This is a genomic window from Brevundimonas sp. CEF1 (assembly GCF_051353055.1).
GTDB lineage: Bacteria > Pseudomonadota > Alphaproteobacteria > Caulobacterales > Caulobacteraceae > Brevundimonas.
Genome location: NZ_CP195593.1, coordinates 1,292,302 through 1,317,434, shown reverse-complemented (window position 1 = coordinate 1,317,434; position 25,133 = coordinate 1,292,302). Strand labels below are relative to the sequence as shown.

Annotated in this window: 26 protein-coding genes and 1 tRNA gene; 4 read left to right on the top strand and 23 right to left on the bottom strand. The window is 67.0% G+C overall.

Annotation, left to right across the window (positions count from 1 at the left end; genetic code table 11):
- Positions 1-52: 52 nt before the first annotated feature.
- The 10 genes from ACR9FL_RS06850 to glyA all read right to left on the bottom strand — a co-directional run bounded on the left by ACR9FL_RS06850 (position 53) and on the right by glyA (position 9,008).
- The gene (locus tag ACR9FL_RS06850) at positions 53-2,203 is read right to left on the bottom strand and encodes a sodium-translocating pyrophosphatase (protein ID WP_436357831.1); all 2,151 of its coding nucleotides are present in this window, start codon (positions 2,201-2,203) and stop codon (positions 53-55) included.
- Between the two features lie 181 nt (positions 2,204-2,384).
- Complete coding sequence (locus ACR9FL_RS06845) at positions 2,385-2,810, bottom strand: hypothetical protein (RefSeq protein ID WP_436357830.1); 426 nt, start codon at positions 2,808-2,810, stop codon at positions 2,385-2,387.
- A gap of 39 nt (positions 2,811-2,849) precedes the next feature.
- Positions 2,850-3,839 carry a thiamine-phosphate kinase gene (gene thiL / locus ACR9FL_RS06840; protein WP_436357829.1) on the bottom strand — a complete coding sequence of 330 codons (990 nt, stop codon included), beginning with the start codon at positions 3,837-3,839 and terminating at the stop codon, positions 2,850-2,852.
- Positions 3,826-4,320, bottom strand: coding sequence for a transcription antitermination factor NusB (gene nusB, locus ACR9FL_RS06835; protein ID WP_436358129.1), 495 nt, complete (start codon positions 4,318-4,320; stop codon positions 3,826-3,828). Before nusB ends, thiL begins: the two co-directional genes overlap by 14 nt.
- Positions 4,321-4,361: 41 nt before the next feature.
- A complete protein-coding gene (ribH, locus tag ACR9FL_RS06830) occupies positions 4,362-4,826 on the bottom strand; it encodes a 6,7-dimethyl-8-ribityllumazine synthase (protein WP_436358128.1) in 465 nt (154 codons plus the stop codon).
- On the bottom strand, positions 4,820-5,956 hold the full coding sequence (gene ribB, locus ACR9FL_RS06825; protein ID WP_436357828.1) for a 3,4-dihydroxy-2-butanone-4-phosphate synthase: 1,137 nt from the start codon (positions 5,954-5,956) through the stop codon (positions 4,820-4,822). The genes ribH and ribB overlap by 7 nt, the downstream gene beginning before the upstream one ends.
- Positions 5,953-6,543 (bottom strand): riboflavin synthase, encoded by a 591-nt coding sequence (locus tag ACR9FL_RS06820; RefSeq protein ID WP_436357827.1) that lies wholly within the window; start codon positions 6,541-6,543, stop codon positions 5,953-5,955. Before ACR9FL_RS06820 ends, ribB begins: the two co-directional genes overlap by 4 nt.
- A gap of 60 nt (positions 6,544-6,603) precedes the next feature.
- Positions 6,604-7,236, bottom strand: a complete 633-nt coding sequence (gene ribD / locus ACR9FL_RS06815) for a bifunctional diaminohydroxyphosphoribosylaminopyrimidine deaminase/5-amino-6-(5-phosphoribosylamino)uracil reductase RibD (protein WP_436357826.1) — start codon at positions 7,234-7,236, stop codon at positions 6,604-6,606.
- Positions 7,236-7,712, bottom strand: a complete 477-nt coding sequence (nrdR, locus tag ACR9FL_RS06810) for a transcriptional regulator NrdR (protein WP_292083034.1) — start codon at positions 7,710-7,712, stop codon at positions 7,236-7,238. Before nrdR ends, ribD begins: the two co-directional genes overlap by 1 nt.
- A gap of 12 nt (positions 7,713-7,724) precedes the next feature.
- A complete protein-coding gene (glyA, locus tag ACR9FL_RS06805) occupies positions 7,725-9,008 on the bottom strand; it encodes a serine hydroxymethyltransferase (RefSeq protein ID WP_436357825.1) in 1,284 nt (427 codons plus the stop codon).
- Positions 9,009-9,184: 176 nt separating this feature from the next.
- On the opposite strand from glyA, the gene ACR9FL_RS06800 reads away from it, so the two are divergent.
- Positions 9,185-9,934: an IPTL-CTERM sorting domain-containing protein gene (locus tag ACR9FL_RS06800; protein WP_436357824.1), complete on the top strand. Its 750-nt coding sequence runs from the start codon at positions 9,185-9,187 to the stop codon at positions 9,932-9,934.
- A gap of 9 nt (positions 9,935-9,943) precedes the next feature.
- Here the strand turns inward: ACR9FL_RS06800 and ACR9FL_RS06795 are convergent, their stop codons facing one another.
- From ACR9FL_RS06795 to glmU, 9 genes are all read right to left on the bottom strand, one after another.
- Positions 9,944-10,132, bottom strand: coding sequence for a DUF6898 family protein (locus ACR9FL_RS06795; RefSeq protein ID WP_436357823.1), 189 nt, complete (start codon positions 10,130-10,132; stop codon positions 9,944-9,946).
- The gene (hemA, locus tag ACR9FL_RS06790) at positions 10,129-11,355 is read right to left on the bottom strand and encodes a 5-aminolevulinate synthase (protein WP_436357822.1); all 1,227 of its coding nucleotides are present in this window, start codon (positions 11,353-11,355) and stop codon (positions 10,129-10,131) included. The genes ACR9FL_RS06795 and hemA overlap by 4 nt, the downstream gene beginning before the upstream one ends.
- Positions 11,356-11,694: 339 nt before the next feature.
- The gene (locus ACR9FL_RS06785) at positions 11,695-12,891 is read right to left on the bottom strand and encodes a sialidase family protein (RefSeq protein ID WP_296171887.1); all 1,197 of its coding nucleotides are present in this window, start codon (positions 12,889-12,891) and stop codon (positions 11,695-11,697) included.
- Positions 12,888-13,874: a 3-hydroxyisobutyrate dehydrogenase gene (gene mmsB / locus ACR9FL_RS06780; RefSeq protein ID WP_436358127.1), complete on the bottom strand. Its 987-nt coding sequence runs from the start codon at positions 13,872-13,874 to the stop codon at positions 12,888-12,890. The genes ACR9FL_RS06785 and mmsB overlap by 4 nt, the downstream gene beginning before the upstream one ends.
- Positions 13,871-14,626 (bottom strand): class I SAM-dependent methyltransferase, encoded by a 756-nt coding sequence (locus tag ACR9FL_RS06775; RefSeq protein WP_436357821.1) that lies wholly within the window; start codon positions 14,624-14,626, stop codon positions 13,871-13,873. The genes mmsB and ACR9FL_RS06775 overlap by 4 nt, the downstream gene beginning before the upstream one ends.
- A gap of 28 nt (positions 14,627-14,654) precedes the next feature.
- Entirely contained in the window at positions 14,655-15,398 is a 744-nt protein-coding gene (locus tag ACR9FL_RS06770) for a class I SAM-dependent methyltransferase (RefSeq protein ID WP_436357820.1), read from the bottom strand.
- 75 nt (positions 15,399-15,473) lie between these two features.
- Positions 15,474-16,871: a glutathione-disulfide reductase gene (gene gor / locus ACR9FL_RS06765; protein ID WP_436357819.1), complete on the bottom strand. Its 1,398-nt coding sequence runs from the start codon at positions 16,869-16,871 to the stop codon at positions 15,474-15,476.
- Positions 16,872-17,128: 257 nt separating this feature from the next.
- Positions 17,129-17,812, bottom strand: a complete 684-nt coding sequence (gene rpiA, locus ACR9FL_RS06760; protein ID WP_436357818.1) for a ribose-5-phosphate isomerase RpiA — start codon at positions 17,810-17,812, stop codon at positions 17,129-17,131.
- Complete coding sequence (gene glmU / locus ACR9FL_RS06755) at positions 17,809-19,164, bottom strand: bifunctional UDP-N-acetylglucosamine diphosphorylase/glucosamine-1-phosphate N-acetyltransferase GlmU (RefSeq protein WP_436357817.1); 1,356 nt, start codon at positions 19,162-19,164, stop codon at positions 17,809-17,811. The genes rpiA and glmU overlap by 4 nt, the downstream gene beginning before the upstream one ends.
- Positions 19,165-19,236: 72 nt before the next feature.
- Between glmU and ACR9FL_RS06750 the strand changes: the two genes are divergently transcribed.
- The 3 genes from ACR9FL_RS06750 to ACR9FL_RS06740 all read left to right on the top strand — a co-directional run bounded on the left by ACR9FL_RS06750 (position 19,237) and on the right by ACR9FL_RS06740 (position 21,632).
- Positions 19,237-19,926, top strand: a complete 690-nt coding sequence (locus tag ACR9FL_RS06750; RefSeq protein ID WP_436357816.1) for an HAD-IA family hydrolase — start codon at positions 19,237-19,239, stop codon at positions 19,924-19,926.
- Between the two features lie 256 nt (positions 19,927-20,182).
- The gene (locus tag ACR9FL_RS06745) at positions 20,183-21,472 is read left to right on the top strand and encodes a dicarboxylate/amino acid:cation symporter (protein WP_436357815.1); all 1,290 of its coding nucleotides are present in this window, start codon (positions 20,183-20,185) and stop codon (positions 21,470-21,472) included.
- Positions 21,473-21,557: 85 nt separating this feature from the next.
- A tRNA-Val gene (locus ACR9FL_RS06740) sits at positions 21,558-21,632 on the top strand.
- A gap of 679 nt (positions 21,633-22,311) precedes the next feature.
- Here the strand turns inward: ACR9FL_RS06740 and ACR9FL_RS06735 are convergent.
- From ACR9FL_RS06735 to ACR9FL_RS06720, 4 genes are all read right to left on the bottom strand, one after another.
- A complete protein-coding gene (locus ACR9FL_RS06735) occupies positions 22,312-23,175 on the bottom strand; it encodes a Ku protein (protein ID WP_313105922.1) in 864 nt (287 codons plus the stop codon).
- A gap of 96 nt (positions 23,176-23,271) precedes the next feature.
- Positions 23,272-23,508 (bottom strand): DUF5961 family protein, encoded by a 237-nt coding sequence (locus ACR9FL_RS06730; RefSeq protein ID WP_436357814.1) that lies wholly within the window; start codon positions 23,506-23,508, stop codon positions 23,272-23,274.
- A 409-nt stretch (positions 23,509-23,917) separates the two neighbouring features.
- Positions 23,918-24,298 carry a hypothetical protein gene (locus tag ACR9FL_RS06725; protein WP_436357813.1) on the bottom strand — a complete coding sequence of 127 codons (381 nt, stop codon included), beginning with the start codon at positions 24,296-24,298 and terminating at the stop codon, positions 23,918-23,920.
- Positions 24,299-24,300: 2 nt separating this feature from the next.
- Positions 24,301-25,119 carry a TIGR02587 family membrane protein gene (locus tag ACR9FL_RS06720; RefSeq protein WP_436357812.1) on the bottom strand — a complete coding sequence of 273 codons (819 nt, stop codon included), beginning with the start codon at positions 25,117-25,119 and terminating at the stop codon, positions 24,301-24,303.
- Positions 25,120-25,133 lie beyond the last annotated feature (14 nt).

Sequence of the window (25,133 nt, the reverse complement as noted above, 5' to 3'; positions counted from 1 at the left end):
TCCTGGTGAGAAGAAATCAGGCCCCGAGGAGCGATCCTCGGGGCCTTTTTCGTTAGACGATCTTCCCGCTGGCCAGGACCGCCAGCAGCAGCAGAGCCACGATGTTGGTGATCTTGATCATCGGGTTCACCGCCGGACCGGAAGTGTCCTTATAGGGATCGCCCACGGTGTCGCCGGTGACAGCGGCCTTGTGCGCCTCCGAGCCCTTGCCGTGGACCACGCCGTTCTTGTCGGTGAAGCCTTCCTCGATCAGCTTCTTGGCGTTGTCCCAGGCGCCGCCGCCCGAGGTCATCGAGATGGCCACGAACAGGCCCGTCACGATCACCCCCATCAGCATGGCCCCCAGGGCGGCGAAGGCATTGGCCTTGTCCGGCTGGATGAACAGGACCACGACGAACAGGACGATCGGCGACAGCACCGGCAGCAGGCTGGGCACGATCATCTCGCGGATGGCTGCGCTGGTCAGGATGTCCACCGCCCGGCCGTATTCCGGCTTGGTCTGGAAGGTCATGATACCGGGGTTCTCGCGGAACTGACGGCGCACCTCGGCCACGACGGCCTCGGCGGCGCGTCCCACCGCCGTCATCGACATGCCGCCGAACAGGAAGGGCAGAAGCCCCCCGAACAGCAGGCCCACGACGACGTAGGGGTTGGACAGGTCAAAGGCGACCGCCCCCATGCCGTGGAAGAAGCTGCCCGGCGCCGCTTCGGCCGAGAAATGCTTCAGGTCTTCCACATAGGCGGCGAACAGAACGAGGGCCCCCAGGCCCGCCGAACCGATGGCGTAGCCCTTGGTGACGGCCTTGGTGGTGTTGCCCACCGCGTCCAAGGCGTCGGTCGAGACGCGCACTTCGGGCGGCAGGCCCGCCATCTCGGCGATGCCGCCCGCATTGTCGGTGACCGGACCAAAGGCGTCCAGGGCCACGATCATCCCCGCCACGCCCAGCATGGTCGTGGTAGCGATGGCGATGCCGAACAGGCCCGACAGCTGGAAGGCCGCGACGATGCCGACGATGATGGTCAGGGCCGGAAGCGCCGTGGATTCCAGAGAGACGGCCAGACCCTGGATGACATTGGTCCCGTGGCCCGAGACCGAGGCGTTCGCCACCGACTTGACCGGACGGAAGCCGGTGCCTGTGTAGAACTCGGTGACGACCACGATGGCCGCCGTGACCAGCAGGCCGACCACGCCGGACCAGAACAGGTTCATGGGTTGGATCAGCAGACCGCCGGACGTCTCGACCGCGCCGGGTACCAGTTGGCTGATGACCCACCAGACCGCGACGACCGACAGGACGCCGGTCACGATCAGCCCCTGATACAGGGCCCCCATGATGTTGCCGCTCTTGCCCAGTCGGACGAATAACGACCCGATGATCGAGGTCACGATGCAGATGCCGCAGATCGCCAGCGGCAGCAGCATCATCACTTCGACATAGGGTTGGTTGCGGAAGAAGATGGCCGCCAGGACCATGGTCGCCACGGTCGTCACCGCATAGGTCTCGAACAGGTCGGCGGCCATGCCGGCGCAGTCGCCGACGTTGTCGCCCACGTTGTCAGCGATGGTGGCGGCGTTGCGGGGATCGTCCTCGGGGATTCCGGCCTCGACCTTGCCCACCATGTCGCCGCCCACGTCGGCGCCCTTGGTGAAGATGCCGCCGCCCAGTCGCGCGAAGATGGAGATCAGCGAGGCGCCGAAGCCCAGGGCCACCAGGCCGTCGACGACCGCGCGGCTGGTGCTTTCAAAACCCATGCCGTGGGTCATGAAGGCGTAGTAGCCGGACACGCCCAGAAGCGCGCCGCCCGCCACGAACATGCCCGTGATGGCGCCCGAGCGGAAGGCCAGGTCCAGCCCCTTCGACAGGCTCTCGGACGCCGCCTGGGCCGTGCGCACATTGGCCCGGACCGAGATCAGCATCCCGGCGAATCCGGCCGCGCCGGACAGCACGGCCCCGATCAGGAACCCGAGCGCAGCCCAGGGCCCGATAAGCAAAAAGGCCGCGACCAAGATCACGACCCCCACCATACCAATCGTTGTATACTGACGCTTCAGATAGGCCGAGGCCCCTTCCTGAATCGCCGCCGCGATTTCTCGCATCCTGTCGTTACCAGTGCCGGCCTTCATCAGGGCGGCGGTCTGGACGGCGCCGTAAAGCACCCCCAGCGCGCCGGCCGCGATGACCAGCCATAGATAGTTCGTCATGGCGTTTCCAAGCCCTTGTGCAACAAGCACACGGATCCTTGGCGCGGACGGGCTTTGCGCCTCTCACCGCCTTCCGGTCCCCCCGTGCGCCTACGGACGCAACCTCACGTCCCCCGGGAATTGCGGCTTAACAGTGGCAAATGCGACGACGTGAAGCAACAGCGGTTTCTCAAGCTGTGCTTTAGACGCCCTGCATCCCCGTGCGGCGGCGCGGGGTCTGGCTGACGACCTCGACGCGGGTCACGGCGCCGCGCCCGATCAGCGTCGAGGCCGAGCGGATCAGGCTGGCGCTCAGCGCCGCCGTATCCAGAGCCAGCCAGGTGTCGGGCAGGACGAAGGGCGTGCGGTGCCCGGCCTTGATCAGGGCGTCGCGCAGCCAGGCCTCCTTGGCGCGCACCGCCTCGACCGTGTGACCCGGTCCCAGATGCAGCTTCAGCACGATGAAGACGTAGTTGCGCACCCGCCCGTCGGTGATGATCGGCAGGCCGACCCCGGTCATGTTGACGACGGCGGCGGCTGGCGCAGCCTTTTCGTTGGCCTGCGCGGCTCCAGCCACCGCGGAGGCGGTCAGGAAGGCTCCAGCCTGGATCAGGGCGCGACGTTGCATGAGACTTACCCTGCCCTGCCCCGGTTAGGATTCCGTTGCCTAGTCGTGGGTCCAGCCGGCGCGGGTCGGAGTGATGACCTGTCCCAGATGGCGCACGATCACACCCTTTCCCTCGACCACGCGACCAATGCGGGTCAGGCGCAGGTGACGGCGCTCGGCCTCGCGACGCAAGGCGTTCTCGGCCCCCGCCGGGACGGTGAGGATGATCTCGTAGTCGTCGCCGCCGGTGGCCAGCAGTTCCAGCGCGCCTTGCGGATCGACCCGGCTGTCCAGCCAGGCCTGGGCCGCCGCCGACAGGGGCAGAACCTCCAGATCCAGCTCAAGCCCCATGCCGCTGGCCTGGGCGATATGGCCGGCGTCGGCCAGCAGGCCGTCGGAGACATCGGCGCTGGCGGTGGCCAGGCCGCGCACGACCGTGGCGAACTCGACGCGCGGCATGGGGGTGCGATAGGCGGCCTCCAGCGCGTCCATGCGCTCAGGCTCCAGCGACAGAGCGCCCTGCACCGCCTGAAGCCCCAGCCAGCCGTCGCCGATCGTGCCGGTGACGAAGATCAGGTCGCCCGGCCGCGCTCCGCCCCGACTGACGGTCGAGGAGGACGGCGCCCAGCCCATCAGGGTGGCGGAGAAGCTGGCGGGACCCGGCGTCTTCACCGTGTCGCCGCCCAGCAGGGAAATGTCGAAAATGGCCTGGTCGCGTCGCAGCCCGGCGACGAAGGCCTCGCGCTCGGGCCAGCCGCAACGCTCGGACCAGTGGCAGGCCAGCAGATAGCCGAAGGGCTCGGCCCCCTTGGCCGCCAGATCGGACAGGTTCACCCGCAGCAGCTTCTGCGCCACCGTGTCCAGCGGGTCGTCCGGCAGGAAATGGACGCCTTCGACGATGGCGTCCTTGGTCAGGATCAGATCATGACCCGGACGCGAGGGCAGCACGGCTACATCGTCGGCCAGCCCCCTCGCCCATTCCGGGTGCGCCAGCGGCTTCAGAAGCCGCTGGATGGTCTCAAATTCGCCAGCGACGTCAATCGCGGGCATCGCGCGCCACGCCGTCCAGCGCCGCGTTCACGAACTTCGCCTCTGCTTCGTCGAAGAAGGCCTTGGCCAGCTCGACATACTCGTCGATGACGATTTCACGCGGCACGTCGGGCTTGGACTTCAGCTCCCAGGCGCCGCAGCGCAGCAGGGCGCGAAGCGTGGCGTCGAGGCGTTCCATGCGCCAGTTGGAGGCCAGACGCGCCTTGACGGCCTCATCGATGGCCCGCTGGTCCTCGACCACACCGTGGACGATGTCCGAGAACCAATCCTCGTCGGCCTCAGCCAGAGGCGCGCCGTCAATGTCGGCGTCGAAGCGGTGATTGCGGAATTCCTTGACGACGACTTCGACGCCCTCGCCCGCCAGTTCCATCTGATAGAGGGCCTGGACGGCGGCCAGACGGGCGACTGTGCGGGCGCGGCGCTGACGGCTGGTCAGTTGCGGCTCGGCGCGGGATTTATCGGCCTCGGCCAGTTGGGCCATGACTTCGGCGACGGTGGCCGGGGTGGTGTTGGTCGGCTCGGTCACGAGGCCCGTCCTCCGCGCAGGCGCTTGCGCAGCGCAATCAGGTCCAGACAGGCGCGGGCGGCGCCGCCGCCCTTGTCGCCTTCGCTCATCCGGGCGCGCGCCCAGGTCTGGTCTTCATCCTCGGTCGTCAGGATGCCGTTGCCGATGGCCAGGCCCTTGAGGCCCAGGTGCATGATGCCGGCGGCCGACTGATCCGAGACGATCTCGAAGTGATAGGTCTCGCCGCGAATGACGCAGCCCAGGGCGACATAGCCGTCGTAGCGCGGCGCGGTCGGATAACGGCCGGCTTCCTCGGCCAGGGCGATGGCGGTCGGAACCTCCAGGGCGCCGGGCACGGTGACGACGTCGAACTGCACGCCTTGCGCGCGCAGGGCGTCCTTCGCCCCTTCCAGAAGGGCGTCGGCCAGATCGTCGTAGTAACGCGCCTCGACGATCAGGACGCGGGTGGGGTCGTTCAGGATTGGTCTTCTCCGTCCATATCACGCCAGCCCACGATGCGCAGGCCGTAGCCTTCCAGCGCCGTCGGATTGGGCCGCGTCGAGCTCATCACGATCATGTCTTTGACGCCAAGGTCGAGCAGAATCTGGGCTCCGACGCCATAGGCTTTCAGCGAACGATCCACGGCGGCGGGCTTGTCGGCGCCGCCTAGACGCTCGGCCAAGCCGTGCAGGCCCGGATCACGCAGGAAGACGACGACGCCCGGACCATCATTGACGGTCAGGGCCTGCATGGCCTTCGGAATATAGTCCTGACGCGCCTCGACATGGCCCAGCAGGTCGGCGGCGAAGTCGATCTGGTGCATCCGCACCACGGTCGGCTTGCTCGGGTCGACGTCGCCGCGCACCAGGGCGATGTGCTCGGCGCCCTCGATGGTGTTGCGATAGAGGATCAGCTTGAACGGGCCGCCGTGAACGCTCTCGAACGGGGTTTCCAGCACGCGTTCGACAAAGCGCTCGGTGCGGCGGCGATAGGCGATCAGGTCGGCGATGGTGCCGATCTTCAGTCCATGAAGCTGGGCGAAGGCGACGAGATCGGGCATCCGCGCCATCTCGCCGTCGTCCTTGATGATCTCGCAGATCACGCCGGACGGGTTCAGGCCGGCCATGCGGCTGATGTCGACGGCGGCCTCGGTATGGCCCGCGCGAACCAGAACGCCGCCGTCACGTGCGACCAGCGGGAAGATGTGGCCGGGCGAGACGATATCGTCCACGCCGCGCGTGGGATCGGTCGCGACCTGAACCGTATGCGAACGGTCGGCGGCGGAGATACCCGTGGTCACGCCTTCCTTGGCCTCGATCGAGACGGTGAAGGCGGTCTTCATGCTCTCGCGGTTGTCGGCGGCCATCGGCGGCAGGCGCAGCTGACGGGCGCGATCACCAGTCACGGCCAGACAAACCAGGCCGCGCGCATAGCGGATCATGAAGTTGATCTGGTCCGGGGTGGCGAACTGGGCCGGAATGACGATGTCGCCCTCGTTCTCGCGATCCTCGGCGTCCACCAGGATGTAGGGACGGCCGTTGCGGGCGTCCTCGAGAATGTCCTCGATCGGGCTGATCGGGCTGTCGGTATTGTGGACGGCCAGTTTCATCATGCGGTCTCCTGCCAACGCGCGAGGTAGCGCGCCAGCATGTCGATCTCCAGGTTGACCTTGTCGCCGACCGAGAGGCCGCCGAGCGTGGTCGCATCCCACGTATGCGGAATGATGTTCAAGTCGAAGCGGCGCTCTTGCACCCCATTCACCGTCAGGGAAACCCCATCGACGGTGATTGAGCCTTTCGGCGCGATAAATCGGTGCAGAGGCGCCGGCGCCTCGACCACGATGCGGTGCGATCCGCCCTCCGGCGTGATGGAAACGACCTCGCCCAGACCGTCGACGTGGCCGGAAACGATATGGCCGCCCAGCTCGTCGCCCAGCTTGGCGGCGCGCTCCAGATTGACGCGGGCGCCCTCGACCCAGTCGCCCAGCTTGGTCTTGGACAAGGTCTCGCCGGAGACTTCGACAGCGAACCAGCCCTCGCCCTTCTCGGTGACGGTCAGACAGCAGCCCGCATGGCTGATGGAGGCGCCGAGGTCGATGCTTGCCGTGTCCCACACGGTCTCGATCTCATAGCGACGGTCGCGGTCGGTTTGGCGGACGCTGCGGACGCGGCCGATGTCGGTGACGATGCCGGTGAACATGGAAACTCCGGTCCCTTCGGACCCAAAAAACATAGTCTGAATAGTCTGAATCGTCTGAAATCAGCCGTCGAAGCGCGCGTAGCGCTCCCACAGGTCATCTCCGACAGGCTCGACGCCCAGACGACGGAACTTGGGGGCGTCGGCCAGCTTTGCAAGCGCCAGGGAGGCGACGCAGGGCCGCCCTTCCCCGCCCAGCAGGATCGGGGCGCGGAACCATTCGATGGCGTCCACCACGCCCGCCGTGAGGAAGGAGGCGGCGACGCGGCCTCCGCCCTCGATCAGCAGCGACGTGACGCCGCGCGCCGTCAGAGCGTCCAAGACGGCGGCGATGGCGGGACGGCCGTCGGCGGCGGCGACCGCCACGACCTCAGCCTGACCGATGGCATGGGGCTGGGCTGTGGTGAGGATCAGGGTGTTTCCGCTGGCGACCTTGGCCGTCACGGGCGTGCGCAGGCGGCTGTCGAGGACCACGCGCAGCGGATGCGTCCCGGCATAGTCAGGAAGACGCACGGTCAGTTCCGGGTCGTCGGCCAGCACGGTCTCGACGCCGACCAGGATGGCGTCATGGGTCGCGCGCAGGCGGTGGCCCTGCTGGCGGGCTTCCGGTCCGGTGATCCACTGGCTTTCGCCCGTAGCCGTGGCGATGCGGCCGTCCAGCGACGTGGCCAGCTTCAGGGTGACGCGCGGGCGCATCAGCGTGGGTCGTCGGGCTTGGTCTCGTCGAAGCCCTCGTCGCCCAGGAATTTGGCGAAGTCGCCGGTGTGGCGGAAGTCCTTGTAGACCGAGGCGTAGCGGACGTAGGCGACCTCATCGACCGACTTCAGCGCCTTCATGATGAAGTCGCCGACAATGTGCGACGGGATCTCGGTCTCGCCCAGGCTTTCCAGCTGGCGCACGATGCGGCTGACCAGCAGCTCGACCTGATCCGGCTGGACCGGACGTTTGCGCAGGGCGATGCCCAGCGAGCGTTCCAGCTTGTCGCGGTCGAAGGGGGTGCGGCGGCCGTTCCGTTTCAGGATGACCAGTTCGCGCAGCTGCACCCGCTCGAAGGTGGTGAAGCGCCCGTTGCACTGCGGGCAGGACCGACGGCGGCGGATGGCCGCGCCGTCGTCAGACGGGCGGCTGTCCTTGACCTGGGTGTCGGCGTTTCCGCAGAAGGGGCACTTCATCCAGTCGTTCCCTTAGCGGTAGATCGGGAAGCGGGCGGTCAGTTCGCGCACCTGGGCGGCGACGCCCGCGACGACGGCCGGATCGGCTTCGTCGCCGCCGTTCATCGACGAGACGACGTCGGCGATCCAGTGGCCGATCTGCTTGAACTCTTCCTCGCCGAAGCCGCGCGTGGTGCCGGCGGGGGTGCCCAGACGGACGCCCGAGGTGACAGTGAAGGGCGCAGTGTCGAACGGCACGCCGTTCTTGTTGCAGGTCATCAGGGCCTTTTCCAGCTCATGCTCGGTGGCCTTGCCGGTCACGCCCTTGGGACGCAGGTCGACCAGCATCAGGTGACTGTCGGTGCCCCCCGAGACGATGGCCAGGCCACGCTCGACCAGGACGCCGGCCAGGGCCTGGGCGTTCTTGACGACCTGTTGGGCATAACCCTTGAACTCGGGCTTCAGGGCCTCGCCAAAGGCCACGGCCTTGGCGGCGATGACGTGCTCCAGCGGGCCGCCCTGCAGGCCGGGGAAGACGGCCGAGTTGATCTTCTTGCCCAGGTCCGCGTCGTTGGACAGGATCATGCCGCCGCGCGGGCCGCGCAGGGTCTTGTGCGTCGTGGTGGTGACGACGTGGGCGTGCGGGATGGGGTCGGGATAGACGCCGCCGGCGATCAGACCGGCGTAGTGGGCCATGTCGACCATCAGATAGGCGCCGACGCTGTCCGCGATCTCTCGGAAGCGTGCAAAGTCGATGTGACGCGAATAGGCCGAGGCGCCGGCCAGGATCAGCTTGGGCTTCTCCTTCTGGGCCATTTCGGCGACGTGGTCATAGTCGATCAGATGAGTGTCTTCGGACACCTTGTAGGTCACGGGGCGGAACCACTTGCCCGACTGGTTGGCGGGCGAACCGTGGGTCAGGTGACCGCCGCAGGCCAGGTCCATGCCCAGGAAGGTGTCGCCGGGCTGCAGCAGGGTGAAGAAGACGGCCTGGTTGGCCTGGGCGCCCGAGTGAGGCTGGACGTTGGCGAAGGCGGCGCCGAACAGCTCCTTGGCGCGCTCGCGGGCCAGGTCCTCGGTGACATCCACGAACTCGCAGCCGCCGTAGTAGCGGCGGCCCGGATAGCCCTCGGCGTACTTGTTGGTCAGGACCGAGCCCTGGGCGTCCAGCACAGCCTGCGAGACGATGTTTTCAGAAGCGATCAGCTCGATCTGCTCCTTCTGGCGTCCCAGTTCGCCCTGGATGCCCTTGAAGATCGCCGGATCGGCGTCGGCGAGGCTCTTGGAGAAGTATGCGTCGTGGGTGAAGGCGGTCACTGGCGGGCATCCCGAAGGCTGGAGCGAAAACGGCGCCCCTATCTAGGCCGCGCCGCCGAACACCACAACATCTAGTGGCCGGGTCCTGGCCGCGCGCTTAGGGATACCAATGTTACAATTTGAGTGCGCGAGATAACGTCAAGCTTTAAGGTAGCGCCAAATCAGGGGGAACCACCATGAAGCAGTTGATCGGATACGCCGTTGCGGCGTTGAGCCTTGTGGCGACCCAGGCGGCTGCCGCCCCGGTCACCTATTATGTCCAGAGCGAGCCCTACACCGCGAGCACCAACTCCACGGCCTGCCCGGTGGGGGTGTGCAAGACCTATGGCGCGGGCCAGCGCCTGAGCGGGACGATCACCTTCTTCGGCCCGCTAGACCCCGATCTCAATGTGCAGACCGACGACGTCGGCCATATGATCGACGACTTCCAACTCAGCGACGGCCAGAACACCTACACCCTGCTGAACGCCGGTGCCCTTGATCCCAACATGGTGATCAACTTCGCCAATGTCAGCACCGACGCCAGCGGCGTCATTACAGCGTTCGAGTTCAAGTTCGACCGGACGAACGGCGCGCCCTACAGCGCTTCGATGACGCCGTCGAACGACCTTCAAACCCGCGTATCGACCATCTATTTCACCTCGATCCACCCGGCGGTTTCGGTCGACAACAATGCCCGATGCACAGCGCGTGGCACTGTCAGCAACGCGCCCACCAACACGCCGGGCGCAGGATGCATTCAGACGTCCGTCACCCCGGCCGAGGGTGCTTCTCAAGCTCAAGCCAGCGCTGTCACCATGTCGCTTACCCCGCACGCGCCGCCCGCGCCGGTGCCGACCCTGTCGGAATGGGCGATGATCCTGCTGGGCGTTCTACTGGCCAGCGGCGCGGCCCTGAAACTGCACCGCCGTCGTCAGGCGGCCTGACGCCAAAGGTCAGCGACGGGTCGCCAAGGCGCGTTTCAGTTTGGCGATGGCGACCCGTTCAACCGCGCGCGGCTCCAGAGCCGGCCCCATGGCCGAGACCTCGACGCCCGTGGCCACATGGACGGCCGAGCACTTCACATAGGTTCCGTTGCGAACGAACTCGACGATGACCTCGCCGAGTTCAGCGTCGATCGTCACGCGGCGACCGGACGGCGCGCCACATTGCAGTGCGAGAACAGCTTGTCCATCGCGTCGACCAGCTTGTCGATCATGCCGTCGTCATGGTTCGGCGACGGGGTGAAGCGCAGGCGCTCGGTCCCCTTGGGCACGGTCGGATAGTTGATCGGCTGGACGTAGATGCCGTGCTCTTCCAGCAGCATGTCCGAGATCAGCTTGCAGTGAACCGGGTTGCCGACATGGACCGGGACGATGTGACTGACGCTGGGCAGGACCGGGATGCCGGCCTCCAGCAGGCGGCGTTTCAGGGTCTCGGCGCGCTCCTGATGGGCGACGCGCAGTTCCGGATGGGCCTTCAGGTGGCGCACCGAGGCCAGGGCGCCGGCGGTCAGGGCGGGCGGCAGGCTGGTGGTGAAGATGAAGCCCGAGGCCCAGCTGCGCACCGCATCCACGATCACCGCGTCGGCGGCGATATAGCCGCCCATGACGCCGATGGCCTTGCCCAGGGTGCATTCGACGATGTCGATGCCGTCCAGGACGCCGTCGCGCTCGGCCACGCCCGCCCCGGTTTCGCCGTACAAGCCGACCGCGTGGACCTCGTCCAGATAGGTCATGGCGCCGTATTTCTTGGCCAAGGCGATGGTGCCGGCGATGTCGGCGATGTCGCCGTCCATCGAATAGACGCTCTCGAAGGCCACCAGCTTGGGCGCGCCCAGCGGGGCGGCGGCCAGCAGTTCCTCAAGATGCTCAAGGTCGTTGTGGCGGAAGATGTGGCGCGGACCGCCGCCGTGGCGGATGCCCTCGATCATCGAGGCGTGGTTCAGCGCGTCCGAGAAGATGATCAGGCCCGGCAGGATCTTCTGCAGGGTCGACAGCGTCGCCTCATTGGCCACATAGCCCGAGGTGAACAGCAGGGCCGCTTCCTTCTGGTGCCAGCTGGCCAGCTCGGCTTCCAGATCGACCGCCGAGCGGGTGGTGCCCGAGATGTTGCGCGTGCCGCCGGCGCCGGCGCCCACGGCCTCGATCTCGTTCGTCATGGCGTCCAGAACCACCGGATGCTGACCCATGCCCAGATAGTCGTTGGAGCACCAGACCACGACGTCCTGCTCGGAACCGTCCTCGCGGCGGCGCACCGCCTGCGGGAACTGACCACGCACGCGCTTTAGGTCGGCGAAGACGCGATAGCGACCTTCGCTGCGGACCTGCTCCACCGAGTTCTGAAAGGCGGCTTTATAGTCGAACAAGACGGTAGTTCTTTCGCTTATACAGCTTTGTGCGCCTAATTGCGCTCGCCGTTCAGCGTTGTCCATGTTCGGAGCCGGACAAAACGTCCCAACCCCTTAATTGATAACGGTTCTCACTTTGAGTGGCCCGCGACCGTCAGCCCTGCGGGACCTCCCGACCCGACGCGGGCGGTTTGTCGCCGTCATCCCGGGCGGCGTAGCCGAACCCGGGACCCAGGCGGCGGATGGCAGGCGGCGTCGCGCCAAGATTAAACGCCTGGGTCCCGGCTCTCCGCTTCGCTTCGGCCGGGATGACTGCAGTGCAAGAGCCAGGAGCGTCTTTCACACCGACCCGGCCCATTAGTCCGCCGCCCCCTCCAGCGCCGCCAACGGAACCCGCGTCACCTGCACGTCCTCCTTGTTGGTCGCGTAGCCGACGTAGAGCGCGCCGTTCCAGACGATGCTCTTGGGGTAATGATAGCCGGGGCGCTTGTACTGGCCTTCGTAGCGCAGGGGTTGCAGGTCCCCTGCCCCGCGCAGCAGGAAGCTGCGGTCGAAGACGCGCCCGTCGTCGCTCAGGGTCACGGCCAGCGGTATGCGCGGACGATCGGTGTTGGGCGCATTGACCAGATAGGCGGTCCCGTCGGGCAGGTTCCCCGCGCTCTGCTTGGCGCGGGCGTCGGGCATGTCGGTCAGGACCGGCGTTGTCCAGCTGACGCCCCGGTCGCAGCTTTCGGACGCCAGTTGGCGGAAGCTCAACTCCTCGTCGCGGAAGACCATGACGGCGCAATCGTCGCGCTGGAACAGGCTGGGTTCGATCTCTCGACTGAGGCGCTTCTCGTGCTCGGCCGCCGCGCCGCTGGCGTCGCGCGGCAGGTTCTGCATCCGACCGGGCGTCCAGCCCGTCAGGCCCAGCGGGTCGTCGGTATAGAAGGGCCCGGCGATCATGCCGGGGCGCATATGGAAACCGGTCATCAGCCGTCCGCCGATCAGATGCGGGTCCTGTTCGATCACGCCCTCTACCGGACGGCCGTCGGCGCCCATGACACGGCGCGGTTCGCTCCAGGTCTCGCCGTCGCGGCTCAGGCGGTATTCGGCATAGCCGCCTGCGCCCGACTGGAAGCCGTCAGGCCAGACGTTGACGTAGGCGACCAGAGTCTCGCCATCGGTCCACCAACCGCCGCTGGAACGCATTACCCCGGCCTCGCCCGCATGGGCCAGGGCGACGGGCGTGCGCCAGGTCTCGCCATCGTCGCTAAGGCTGTAAGCGACCCAGGTGTCAGGGGAATCCTCGTCCCGCGCCGAGCTCTGCCACTGGGCGTAGAGCCGCCCCTTGAACGGCGTCAGCACCACGCCGTTGCTGAACCGATCCGTCGCCTCGCTCGGCGCGAAGACGGTGAAGGTCTGCGTACCCTGCGCGGGCGTCAGGCCCAGATCCGGCGCCTCCGCCTGAAACAGGCCGGGCGCGACGCGATAGGGCGGATCGGCCGGAGCGGCGGCCATCAGGCCAATCGCCGCCAGGCCGACCAGTAGCGAAAGCCCCCCGTGAAGCCTCATTGAGTCAGGGTGTCCAGACGACCGCGCAGCATCTGGACCATGGCCGAGAAGTCCTTGCCGCCGTAGCCGAGGCCGTTGAACAGGGCGTAGAGGGCCTCGGCCTGGGCCCCGAGCGGGGTCGTGGCGCCGGCCTTGGCGGCGGCGTCCTGGGCCAGTTTCAGGTCCTTCAGCATCATGGCGGTGGCGAAGCCGCCTTCGTAGTCGCGGTTCGACGGGGCGGTCGGAACCGGGCCGGCCCAGGGGTAGTAGTTGCTGACGCTCCAGCACTGGCCCGAGGACTTGGAGGCGATCTCGAAGAAGCGTTCCGGCTCCAGACCCAGCTTCTCGGCCAGGGCGATGGCCTCGCAGGTGCCCACCATCGAGATGCCCAGCAACATGTTGTTGCAGATCTTGGCGGCCTGCCCGGCGCCGTGGTCGCCCGCGCGGATGGTGATGCGGCTCATGGGGTCCAGCGCCGGTTCGACGCGAGCGAAGTCGGCCTCATCACAGCCGACCATGAAGGCCAGGGTGCCGGCGTCGGCCGCCGCCGTGCCGCCCGAGACGGGGGCGTCGGCGAAGGCGTAGCCCGCCTCCTTGGCCAGGCCGGCGACCTTGCGGGCCGTCTCCACGTCGATGGTCGAGCAATCCAGCAGTAGGGCGCTGGACGGCGCGGCGCCGATGATCTGTTCCGAATAGACGCTGAGAACGTGCGGCCCGGCGGGCAGCATGGTGATGACGATCTCGGCGTCCTTCACGGCCTCGGCGACCGAGGCGACGGTGCGGCACCCGGCCTCTGCGGCGCGTTCCAGCGCGGCGGGCGACAGGTCGAAGGCGGCCACGTCATGCCCGGCCTTGGCCTGATTGGCGGCCATGCCGCCGCCCATGTTGCCGAGACCGATGAAGGCGATGCGAGTCATCTGAGGCGTTTCCCTTATGGATTTTGAGGCAGGGTTAGCCCCTCCCTGACCGCTTCGCCAGTCACCTGTTCGACAGTTTCGTCTCAGGCGGGTTTTCTGAACCGCAGCATGAACTGGCTGGTCTTGCCGCGAATGGAGGGGTCGAAGACATTGGCCGTGCGCGGGTCGTCGGAACGGGCCAGAAGATCGCTGGAGCCGTCCAGGACAAAGCCCGCCGCCTCGACCTCGCGCTTGACCTGATCCACCTCGATGCGGTGCAGGCTGTCGGGCGCGCCCGGCCCCGCCCCCGTCGCCGCGTCATGGTCCACGATGACATAGAGGCCGCCGGGCTTCAGCGCCTTGAAGGCCGCCGCATTGACCTTGGCCGCCGTGTCCGTGGCGAAGGGCTTGAGGTGCAGGTCGTGATAGTTCTGGGCGGTGAAGACCAGGTCCAGACCCTCGGGCCATTCCGGCGCGCCGATGGGCGAGCTGATGGCGTCGGCGTTGTCCAGGGCGGCGGCGGCGGCCAGGGCCTCGCCATAGCTGGCCTGGAAGCCGATGAACTCGGCCGGTTGCCAGGCGGTGACGTGACCCTCTGACCCCACAGCGGCCGAGAACAGGCGGGTGAAGTAGCCGCCGCCGATGATCATGTCGGCGATCTTCTGACCCGGCTTCACCTCGGCGAAGGCAAGGGTCTCGGCGGCGTGGCGGGCCACGTCGCGCGCCCGGTCCTCGGTCGTGCGGATCGGGCTGGCCAGGGCGGCCTCATAGGCGGCGGGCGCCGTCTGGGCCGAAGCGACGCTCAAGGGCGCGGCCGTCGCCAGCGAGGCGACGACGAGAAGCGAGAGGAAGGGACGCACGGCAACTCCTCCTGTGATTTCAGCCGGTTCAACCCGGCTTTCTGAAGCGATAGACGAACTGGTCGGTCTTGCCGCGAATGGCCTCGTCGAAGACGTTCAACGTGTGGTCGTCGGCGGGGTTGGCGACGGCTGTGGTCTCGCCGTCGAAGACGAAGCCGGCGGCCTCGACCTCGCGACGCAGCTGGGCGCCCTCGATGCGGTGCAGGGTCTCGACGACGGTGTTGCCGGCGCCGGGCGCGGCCTGATGGTCGATGACCACGAACAGGCCGCCGGGTTTCAGCGCCTTGAAGATGTCGGCGTTCATCTTGGTCACGTCCACGCCGAACCGGGGGATGTGGAAGTCGTGGTATTCCTGGCTCATGAAGACCACGTCCAGGGGCTGGTCGAAGGTCATGGCGTCCAGGTCGCCGTTGACGCGGCTGACGTTGGGATAGGCGGCGACCAGGGCGTCGGCGCGCGGGTTCTCGCGCTCGGCGGTCTTGTTCGGCACGAAGGCGTAGACGTGACCGCCCTCGCCCACCACGCGAGAGAACAGACGCGTGAAGTAGCCCGCGCCAGGGCGAATGTCCGAGACGCGCTGACCCGGCTGGAGTTGAGCGAAGGCGAGAATTTCAGCCGGATGGCGCAGGGGATCGCGAGCGACCTCGTCGGCGGGGCGCAGGCTGTCGGCGACGGCGCTCTGATAGGCGGCAGGCGCGGCGGTCTGGGCCAGGGCCGGCAAACCGGCGAGCATCAGGGCCGACAGGGCGGCGGCGAGCAGGCAGGACTTCATAAGACGACCTCCGGGAAAGCTGGGCCGCATAAGGCGCTCGGACGGGGCGACTGGCAAGCCGCCCTGTCCCGCAAATCATCCCGCCATCGCTGAGGGCGACTGCTTCTCCTTCAGCGTCACCAGTTCCTCGGCCATGGTCGGGTGGACGGCGCAGGTGGCGTCCCACTGGGCCTTGGTCAGGCCAGCCTTCACGGCGATGGCGGCCAGTTGGATCATCTCGGGGCTTTCGGGGCCGACGATGTGAACGCCGACGACGCGCTGGCTGTCGGCGTCGACCACCAGCTTCATCAGCACCCGCTCGTCCGAGCCGGTGAAGGCGTATTTCATCGGGCGGAAGCGGGTCACATAGACGTCCACCTCGCCCGGACAGGCGCGGCGGGCCTCGGCCTCGGTCAGGCCGACCACGCCAACCGGCGGCTGGCTGAAGACGGCGGTGGCGACGGCTTCGTAGTCAAAGTGCTGCGGATTGTTCTTGTAGACCGTCTCGTGGAAGGCGACGGCCTCGCGGATGGCGACCGGGGTCAGGTTCATGCGGTCGGTGACGTCGCCGATGGCCCAGATGTTGTCAGCCGAGGTCTTGGAGAAGGGATCGACAGCGATGGCGCCCTCGTCGTTCAGCTCGACGCCCGCCTTCTCCAGGCCCAGTCCCTTGACGTAGGGCACGCGGCCGGTGGCGAACATGACTACGTCGGTTTCCAGCGTCATGCCGTTGCCCAGATGGTTGACCAGGCCCGTCTCGGTCTTCTCGATCGAGGCATGCTGGCAGCCCAGGATGACCTTGATGCCGCGCTTCTCGATCTCGCCCGCCAGATGGGCCCGCACGTCGTCGTCGAAGCCGCGCAGGATGTTGGGGCCGCGATAGATCAGGGTCGTCTCGACGCCGAGCCCTGCGAAGATGCCCGCGAACTCGACCGCGATATAGCCGCCGCCCGCGATCAAGATGCGCTTGGGCAGTTCCGGCAGATGGAAGGCTTCTTCGGACGTGATGGCGTGCTCGACGCCCGGCAGGTCCTCGGGCTTCCACGGACGGCCGCCGGTGGCGATCAGGATCTTTTCGGCGGTGTAGGTCTGCAGCTTGCTGCCGTCCTTGGCGAGAAGCTCGACCGTGTGGGCGTCCTTCATCACGGCGCGGCCGTGGACCAGATCAACGCCCGCCTTGCCCAGGTTGGCGGCGTAGATGCCCGACAGGCGGGCGATCTCGACGTCCTTGGCCTGCAGGAAGGTGGGCCAGTCGAACTTGGCGTTGTCGAACGACCAGCCGTAGCCCTCGGCGATCTCCAGCGCGTGGCTGACTTCCGAGGCCATGACCATGAACTTCTTGGGCACGCAGCCGCGAATGACGCAGGTGCCGCCGACGCGATACTCCTCGGCCACGGCCACCTTCTTGCCGCCCAGAGCGGTCAGGCGCGCGGCGCGCACCCCGCCCGAACCGGCGCCGATGACGAAGAGGTCGTAGTCGTAGGTCGTGGTCATCGGGGGCTCCGGGATCAGACTCGAAAAGTGAGTCCAATTCGTCTGAATCGTCTGAAATCTGTGCGGCTGAACCGCAGCGCTGACCCGACTTAGGCGCCGGGGCGCGAGGGGGCAAGGCGAAGACGTCCCCCTCTTCCGTCATCCCGGAAGCGGCGCAGCCGCTATCCGGGACCTCAGGAAATGCTGACGGCGGCGTCTTGGGCGGTCCCGGCTCTGCGCCTCGCGCAGCGAGGCTTCGGCCGGGATGACAGTTCAGCTCAGGGATTGATCGTCTCGACACCCTCATCCGTGCCGATGATGGCCAGGTCGGTGAGGTCGAGGAAGAGGCCGTGTTCGACCACGCCGGTCAGGCTCTTGAGATCGGCGGCGAGGCGGGCGGGGTCCGCGATGACCTTGCAGGCGGCGTCATAGATCAGGTTGCCGCCGTCGGTGCGGATCAGGCCGCGGTCGGCCTGACGGACGCGGGCGGGCATGGGGATGTCGTGGTCGGCCAGGACGTCGGCGATGCGGTTGGCCGTGGTCTTGTGGCCGAAGGCGACGACCTCGATCGGCAGGGGGAAGGTCCCCAGTACCGGAACCACCTTGGCGGCGTCGGCGATGCAGATGCAGCGTTCAGACGCCTCCCACACCAGCTTCTCGCGCAGCAGGGCCGCGCCGCCGCCCTTGATGAGGGCCAGGCCCGGGCCGATCTCGTCTGCGCCGTCGACGGTCAGGTCGATGCGGGGCGTGTCCTCCAGCGTCGACAGGGTCAGGCCCAGTTCGCGGGCGAGATCAGCGGTGCGCTCCGACGTCGGCACGCACCGCAAGTCCGGCAGGTTGCGCGCGGCCAAGGCTTTCACGAACCAGGCGGCGGTGGAGCCGGTGCCCAGACCGACCACCATGCCGGCCTCGACATAGGCGGCGGCGGCTTCGCCGGCGTTCTTCTTCTGCTGGTCGCTCATTGGGATTTCGCCGCCTTCTTTGCGCGCATCGTGTCCATGAAGCGGGCGGCCCAGCCCGGCTTCGTCGTCTGTACGGCACGGCCCAGGGCCAGATCGCCGGGCGCGACATCCTTGGTCACCACCGAGCCGGAGCCGACCATGGCGCCCGCGCCGATGCTCACGGGGGCGACCAGCGACGAGTTGGAGCCGACGAAGGCCCCCTCGCCCACCGTGGTCCGGTGTTTGAAGAAGCCGTCGTAGTTGCAGAAGATCGTGCCCGCGCCGATGTTGGCTTTCGCCCCCACATGGCCGTCTCCGAGGTAGGCCAGATGGTTGGCCTTGGCGCCTGCGTCCATGCGGACGTTCTTGACCTCGACGAAGTTGCCGATCTTGACGCCCTCGCCCAGGTCCGCGCCGGGGCGCAGGCGGGCGTAGGGACCGACCTCGGCGCCGGTAGCGACCTTGGCGCCCTCGATATGGCTGAAGCTGCCGATACGCGCGCCCTCGGCCACCACCGCGCCGGGGCCGAAGACCACGAACGGCTCGATGGTCGTGCCGGCGCCGACCTGCGTGTCCCAGGCGAAGTGGACGGTCTCGGGGGCCGACATGGTGACGCCCGCCGCCAGGAAGTGCTCGCGCTGGGTCGACTGGAACAGGGCCTCGGCCTGGGCCAGTTCGGACTGGGCGTTAACGCCCATGACCGAGTCCTCGGACGCAAAGACGGCGCGGGTCGGGGCGCCGCGCTTGCGGGCCAGCTCGACCACGTCGGTCAGGTAGTATTCGCCCTTGGCGTTGTCGTTCTTCACCTCGGCCAGCAGGTCGAACAGCAGGCCGACCGGGGCGGCCATGACGCCGGAGTTGCAGGCGGTGACGGCCAAGACCTCGGCCGAGGCCTCCTTGGCCTCGGTGATGGCCAGCAGGTCGTCGCCTTGCAGGATCAGACGGCCATAGGCGCCGGGATCGCGGGCCTCGAAGCCGATGACGGTGACGCCTTCATGGTGATCGGCGAAGACCGGCTCGATGTCGGCGGCCTTCAGAAGGGGCACATCGCCATAGGTCACGACCACGTGGCCGATGAAGTCGCCCAGCACGGCCTCGGCGGCGCGGACGGCGTGGCCGGTGCCCAGCGGCGGGTCCTGAACGGCGATGGAGTCTTCGCCTAGGCGCTTCTCGACGTGGGCGCGGACCTCGGGGGAATGGCTGCCGACCACGACGACGATGCGCTCGCAACCCAGGGCCTCGGCGGCGTCGATAGCGTGGTCCAGCATGGCGCGCTGGCCGACGGGGTGCAGGACCTTGGGCAGCGGCGACTTCATCCGCGTCCCCTGCCCTGCGGCAAGGATGATGGCGGCGCGAGGGTGGAGTGCGGTCATGAATCGATCCGGCGGCTTGTCGTCCTGCGCGATCTAGCCCATTGCCGGGGCCTGCGCGAGCCGGGAGACGACATGAGCACTGAACGCGATCTGCAAGGCTGGACCATCGCCTTTGATCTGGACGGGACATTGGTGGACTCGGCGCCCGACCTGATCGGCACGCTGAACCGGATGCTGGCGCAATATGAGTTGCCGCCCGTGCCCATGTCCTCGGCCCGGCATCTGGTCGGGCATGGGGCCATGGCCCTGCTGCGTCACGGCTTCATGGAGGCGGGCGCGGCCTGGGACGAGGCCCATGCGCCCGGCCTGTTCGAGCGCTTCATCGAAGACTACCTGGCCCACATCGCCGACGAGAGCACTGTTTTTGACGGCGTGGTTCCGGCGCTGGAGCGGCTGGCTTCGCGCGGGGCCATCCTGTGCGTCGCCACCAACAAACGCACCGACCTGTCGGTGGCCCTGATCGAGGCGCTGGACCTGACCCGGCACTTCGCCTTCATCGCCGGACCGGATGCGGTGTCGGCCCGCAAGCCCAGCGGGGCCCATATCCGTGAGGCGGTGCAGAAGGCGGGCGGCGATCCGGCCCGCTGCGTCATGGTCGGCGACAGCACCACCGACACCAAGGCCGCCAAGGACGCGGGCGTGGCCTGCATCGTCGTCGGCTTCGGCTACAACGACGTGCCGCGCGCGGAGCTGGGCGGGGACGTGGTGATCGATCACTACGACGGGTTCGAGGCGGCCTTGGCCGAGGTGATAGCGGGGTAAGCTTCCTTCTCCCCTTGCGGGAGAAGGTGGACGGCAAAGCCGGACGGATGAGGGGTTGCGGGACGTTCAGTTCTCGCCGCCTTCGTCCGCCGTAGCGAGACCCCTCATCCGGCCCTGACGGGCCACCTTCTCCCGCAAGGGGAGAAGGAAAACTAAACGAACTGACAGAACTTCTACACTTCATCTGCGCCCGTTCCTGTTGCCGTCCGTGCGCATGGGAAACACATAGACCGACCGTTCCTCGCCAAAGGTCGTCATGTTTCGTCGCTTCTTTGCTATCCCGCTCTGGCAGCGCACCGCCGCCGGTTTCGCCCTGGGCATCATCGCCGGCCTGATCCTGCGCGAGCAGGCCGTGGTCTGGTTGCAGCCGATCGGCGACGTCTATCTGAACCTGATCCGCATGGTGGTGGCGCCCCTGGTGCTGTTCACCATCGCCAGCTCCATCGCCAAGCTGGGCGAAGGCGTGGGCGCGGTTCGGCTGGGGGTGCGGACCCTGGTCTGGTTCGCCATCACCTCCCTGCTGGCGGTGCTGGTCGGCTTCGCCTTCGGCCACATCATCAATCCGGGCGTCGGCCTGGCCGACCTGCCGCTGGGCGAGGTCAAGGAACGGGTCATCCCGACGCCGCTGCAGGTGCTGCTGGGCGTTGTCCCCACCAACCCCTTCGCCTCTCTGGCCGAGGGCAAGGTGCTGCAGATCATCTTCTTCTCCGCCCTGCTGGGCGCGGCCCTGGTGGCGCTCGGCGACCGGGCGCAGACCGCACGGAGACTGGTGGACGAAGGCGCGGCCCTGATCTTCCGCATCACCCGCTGGGTGATCCAACTGACGCCGTTCGGGGTGTTCGGCCTGATCGGCTCGGTCGTCGGCGGCTATGGCTGGGAAGCCCTGCTGCCGCTGGGCAAGTTCATCTTCGCCATCTATGCGGCCTGCTTGTTCCACATCCTGATCGTCTATTCGGGCCTGCTGAAGCTGCATGGCCTGAAGGTCCGCAGCTTCTTCCGCGGGGCCTTTGCGGCCCAGCAGACGGCCTTCGCCACCTCATCCTCGCTGGGCACCCTGCCCATCACCCTGCGCCAGACGGTCGAGCGTCTGGGCGTGCCGCAAGCCTATGCCGCCTTCGCCGTGCCCTTGGGGGCCAACGTGAAGATGGACGGCTGCGGGGCCATCTATCCGGCCATCGCCTCAATCTTCATCGCCCAGTATTTCAGCATCGACCTGACGCTGACCCAATACGTGCTGATCGGCCTGACGGCGGTTCTGGGGTCGCTGGGGACGGCGGGGGTGCCCGGCACCTCCATCGTCATGCTGACCCTGACCCTGTCGACGGCGGGCCTTCCGCTGGAAGGCATCGGCTATATCGTCGCCATCGACCGGATCATCGACATGATGCGCACGGCCACCAACGTCACCGGCCAGATGCTGGTCCCCGTCCTGGTCGCCAAGGAGGAAGGCATCCTGAACGAGGACATCTACAACGGTCACGTCGCCTGGCTGCCCGGCGATCCCGAGACGGAAACGCCCGAAGGGGTCCGCACCGCCGGTATTTGATCAAAGAGGCTTGCCGTCGTCGGAATCGCGGGCTACATCGCGCCTCCCGACGGCCCAAGCCTTTCTGATTTGGCCGTTCTGCGCTGGACGCGTAGCTCAGCGGGAGAGCACCTCGTTCACACCGAGGGGGTCACAGGTTCAATCCCTGTCGCGTCCACCATTTTCCCCCTTATCTTACAACAAGATAGAGCCCATCGCCTGGACGTGAACCTGGGGCGTCTGAGGTTTGACCTCGTTAGGGGGGCGCTAGGGGGGCGCCGGAAACCTCGCTCAAAACGGCGTTTCAGGCTGTTTCAAGCACGAATACGCCACGAACAAGCATAGCAGCATTGCCGTCGCTTGCCCGGAACGCTTCAGCAAGGAACGACGAAGGCCCGGTCGGCGCCCCAGGCATCCAGCGAGGCCGCTTCACTCAGTCCGGAGCAGACGGAGGTGAACTGGTCGCAGCGGGCGGACTCGGATTCGTCGTGCTTCGGGACGGCGTGGTTGTCCCCGACCCTTGAAGCGCAGGGGAGCCCGGCGCCTCGGTCGCAACCGCCCCGTTGACCGCCTCACTGGATGATCCTGACGTCCCCGGTCCAGCAGGAACATCAGTCAAGGTCCCCACTTCCCCCACAGGCTCCCCTTCCGCCCCGGACGCTTCTCGCGCCCGCCGGTCGGCGTCCCTGCTGCAGGCGGCGGCCAGCAAACCAAGGACAGTCAGGCCGGCCGCGATCTTGATGTAGGTCTTCATGTCGAGCTCCCTTTCGACAAAACGGAAAGAGCTAGGCCAAGGATTGTTGCGACTGTCGCCTTTCGGTCAGTCGTGAGCGGCGAGCATCTCAGGGTTCCGGCGAACCTCAGCTCGCCCGTCTCCGGGGCGTGGCCCTCTTTCCCTTTTCCGAAGCGGCCGGCCGCTTGGCCGTCCGCGCGCCCCTGCGAGGTTCGGCGCCCGAACCTTTCAGGCTGGCGCGGAGCGCGGCCATCAGATCCACGACATTGGTGTCCTCCGGCTCGGCGGCGCGAACAGGCTTATGACCCTTCTGTTTGGAGGCGATCAGAGCCTTCAGCGCCTCCTCGTATCGATCGACAAACTGGTCCGGATCGAAGGGCCCGGCCTTCTGCTCGATGATCCGCCGCGCAATATCGACCATGGCCGGATCGGGCGCCTTGTCCGATATGGCTCCGAACACGTCGCGCATCGCGCGGACCTCCCCTCGCGTACGGAGAGAATAGGCGAGGATTCCCTGGTCCCGAGGCTCCAGCGCCAGCAGACGCTCCCGCGTCGACAGGACCACGCGCCCCAGAGCGATCTTGCCTTCCGAGCGCATGGCCTCACGGATAACGCCGAAGGCCTCCTCCGCCAGGGCTCCGGCCGGCGCGAGGTAGTAGGGATTATCCCAGTAGAGGCGGTCGATCTCCTCCTCCGGCACGAAGCGCTCGATATCGATCGTTTTCGTGCTCTCCAGTTTGACGGATTTTATCTCCTCATCGGTCAGGAGGATGTATTCGTCCTTGGCGACGGCATAGCCCTTGACCAGGGACGACCGCTCGACCGGGCCCGTGTCCGGGTCGGTGGTGATCATCCGAATACGATTGTTGGTCTCGGGATTGATGAGATTGAAATGAACCTCGCCCCCTGAACTGGTCGCCGTGTAAAGGGCGACGGGGCAGGTCACGAGGGACAGACGCAGGTGTCCCTGCCAGGTGGGGCGATACGCCATTTCGAGCCTCCGGGACGGGCTCCGCGCCCGTCGCGCCGAATCAACACCATGAAACGGGTTTCGCTCCCTGCCCTGCGTCTCACCCGGGCCGACGGCTCAGCCGCAGGTTTCGGCCTGCCCGTCTTCCAGGTCGATGACAAAGCAGTGCTCCCGACCTCCCTCCATATCCGTCACGAAGAGACGGACCTCATTCCCGGCGTTGACAGGAGGAAAGAACAGTTCGGCGTACCCGACCGCCGCGGCCTCAAAGCTCGGGGCCTCGATCACGTGGCCATGGGCTCGGCCTGCGCCTTCGGCGTAGACATAAAAGCGGTTGTGTCCGGTTCCGGACATTGAGACCTCCTAAGCCTTGGGCCTGATCGTATTCGACTGCTAACTCAGCGGGCGCCCACACGACCGCCCGTGTCGAACGCTTCGCAAGTCAGGCGTCTGGCGGCGTTTCATCGGCCTTCTTCCCAGGCGCTCCCGGATGACGGCGGCTCCACCGGATCGCCGCCGCCGCAACCGCGGTGAAGACGAGTCCCAGAGCGAAAAGCAGGAAGTTCATGCGCCCTCCCCCGGACTCCATCCCCGTCCGATGCGTCTGAAAGCGCGGCTGATCAGGAACAATCCCGTGGCGACCGGAACAGCGCCTAGAATGACAAGAAGAATGGCGCCAAGCATCTGCATATCGAACCAGCGCCGGGCGAGGTCCGAAGGTTCCCGGCGGCGTCGTCCTCTCTTCGCAGGCGCTCATAGAGAGTCATGGATCGCTCCAACCCGTGATGCGGACTTGCGCCTGGGGCTTCCCACTTGAGGAAAAGACCAGGGTCGCCCGCTTTTCGCCGTGTCCCGGCACGTAGTCGAGCGTAGCTCCGGATTTCTCCCCGTCCGTCTCCCCTTCTATCTCCACGGCGGCGGCCGTTATGTCGCCGTTGTTCACAACCTTGACCTCCAGCGCCCAGCCCGCTCCCACAGGACGAAGAGCTTGTGGCAGGACGGTCAGGTCGGGCGGCCTGTGATCGGCGAAGGCGGATCGCGCTAGCACCGCGATCGCTGCGGCGGTGACGATGAGACCCATCAAGGCGCAGACGCACTGCAGCCGTGACAGCTTTTCGCGAGCGGGCTTCTCCCGGTTCTTCATCGTCACACCAGAAGCCGTGCGGCCGCCGCGCCCAAGGCGGCTGGGAAGGCGAGAACGACGACATTGGCCATGACGGCGCCCGCGCCATGCCCGTCTACAGCGCCGAACACCCACAGCATGGCGAAGCTCGCAGCAAGGCAAAGGGCGTAGCCCGGCAGGGTGAAGTCCAGGAAGGCGCGAAGAGGGCTTTCCTTTTCTTCCTGCCCCGCGAAACCGGCCTCGAAGACGATGACATGCAGAAGCGCCAGGGACAGCACCAGCAGCCCCAGGGCGCCTGACGGAGTCGTCAGGTAGGCGATCAGCCGCATCTCCTCGGTCGGCGCCAGGTTCATGGCGAAATACAAGGCGCCGGCGAACATGAGGAAGAGCTCGCCAGGGTAGGACGCATCGTCCTCGTCGCCCTCCTCCTCATCCCCTGAAAGCTGCCGACGGGCGACAAAGGCGCCGAGGGCGGCCGGGACCGCCTGAAGCGAAATCTGCCCCACCGCCGAAGTCAGGGAGGAGTCGTCAAGGACGTTGAACATGGCCAGAAGCGCCGTCGAGGTCGTGAACCCGACGGCGAGCGCCACAAGGGTGTCCAGGCTGTTGTTCACCAGGCCTCTTCGCGCAGAAAAGCCCGCGTAGTGAGCCAGGCCGTAGAGGACGGGCAAGGCGGCGACCACGAAGGCGAGGCGTCGCGCGGGCGCAGCCGACACGCCGAGGGCCCACATCTCCATGGTCATCAGCAAGGGGAGACTGAACAACAGGGCGCCGCCGAATGCGCGTCCCAGATCCGACAGATAGTCGATCTCCCAACCCAACCCGCGGTCTGCGGACTTCATCCTTCAGATCCTCT

What these genes read in the sequence shown, in the direction of transcription:
- ACR9FL_RS06850 (WP_436357831.1), bottom strand. Translation starts at nt 2,203, where the DNA reads ATGACGAACTATCTATGGCTGGTCATCGCGGCCGGCGCGCTGGGGGTG.
- ACR9FL_RS06845 (WP_436357830.1), bottom strand. Translation starts at nt 2,810, where the DNA reads ATGCAACGTCGCGCCCTGATCCAGGCTGGAGCCTTCCTGACCGCCTCC.
- thiL (WP_436357829.1), bottom strand. Translation starts at nt 3,839, where the DNA reads ATGCCCGCGATTGACGTCGCTGGCGAATTTGAGACCATCCAGCGGCTT.
- nusB (WP_436358129.1), bottom strand. Translation starts at nt 4,320, where the DNA reads ATGGCCCAACTGGCCGAGGCCGATAAATCCCGCGCCGAGCCGCAACTG.
- ribB (WP_436357828.1), bottom strand. Translation starts at nt 5,956, where the DNA reads ATGATGAAACTGGCCGTCCACAATACCGACAGCCCGATCAGCCCGATC.
- ACR9FL_RS06820 (WP_436357827.1), bottom strand. Translation starts at nt 6,543, where the DNA reads ATGTTCACCGGCATCGTCACCGACATCGGCCGCGTCCGCAGCGTCCGC.
- ribD (WP_436357826.1), bottom strand. Translation starts at nt 7,236, where the DNA reads ATGCGCCCGCGCGTCACCCTGAAGCTGGCCACGTCGCTGGACGGCCGC.
- nrdR (WP_292083034.1), bottom strand. Translation starts at nt 7,712, where the DNA reads ATGAAGTGCCCCTTCTGCGGAAACGCCGACACCCAGGTCAAGGACAGC.
- ACR9FL_RS06800 (WP_436357824.1), top strand. Translation starts at nt 9,185, where the DNA reads ATGAAGCAGTTGATCGGATACGCCGTTGCGGCGTTGAGCCTTGTGGCG.
- ACR9FL_RS06785 (WP_296171887.1), bottom strand. Translation starts at nt 12,891, where the DNA reads ATGAGGCTTCACGGGGGGCTTTCGCTACTGGTCGGCCTGGCGGCGATT.
- ACR9FL_RS06770 (WP_436357820.1), bottom strand. Translation starts at nt 15,398, where the DNA reads ATGAAGTCCTGCCTGCTCGCCGCCGCCCTGTCGGCCCTGATGCTCGCC.
- gor (WP_436357819.1), bottom strand. Translation starts at nt 16,871, where the DNA reads ATGACCACGACCTACGACTACGACCTCTTCGTCATCGGCGCCGGTTCG.
- rpiA (WP_436357818.1), bottom strand. Translation starts at nt 17,812, where the DNA reads ATGAGCGACCAGCAGAAGAAGAACGCCGGCGAAGCCGCCGCCGCCTAT.
- glmU (WP_436357817.1), bottom strand. Translation starts at nt 19,164, where the DNA reads ATGACCGCACTCCACCCTCGCGCCGCCATCATCCTTGCCGCAGGGCAG.
- ACR9FL_RS06750 (WP_436357816.1), top strand. Translation starts at nt 19,237, where the DNA reads ATGAGCACTGAACGCGATCTGCAAGGCTGGACCATCGCCTTTGATCTG.
- ACR9FL_RS06745 (WP_436357815.1), top strand. Translation starts at nt 20,183, where the DNA reads ATGTTTCGTCGCTTCTTTGCTATCCCGCTCTGGCAGCGCACCGCCGCC.
- ACR9FL_RS06735 (WP_313105922.1), bottom strand. Translation starts at nt 23,175, where the DNA reads ATGGCGTATCGCCCCACCTGGCAGGGACACCTGCGTCTGTCCCTCGTG.
- ACR9FL_RS06730 (WP_436357814.1), bottom strand. Translation starts at nt 23,508, where the DNA reads ATGTCCGGAACCGGACACAACCGCTTTTATGTCTACGCCGAAGGCGCA.
- ACR9FL_RS06725 (WP_436357813.1), bottom strand. Translation starts at nt 24,298, where the DNA reads ATGAAGAACCGGGAGAAGCCCGCTCGCGAAAAGCTGTCACGGCTGCAG.
- ACR9FL_RS06720 (WP_436357812.1), bottom strand. Translation starts at nt 25,119, where the DNA reads ATGAAGTCCGCAGACCGCGGGTTGGGTTGGGAGATCGACTATCTGTCG.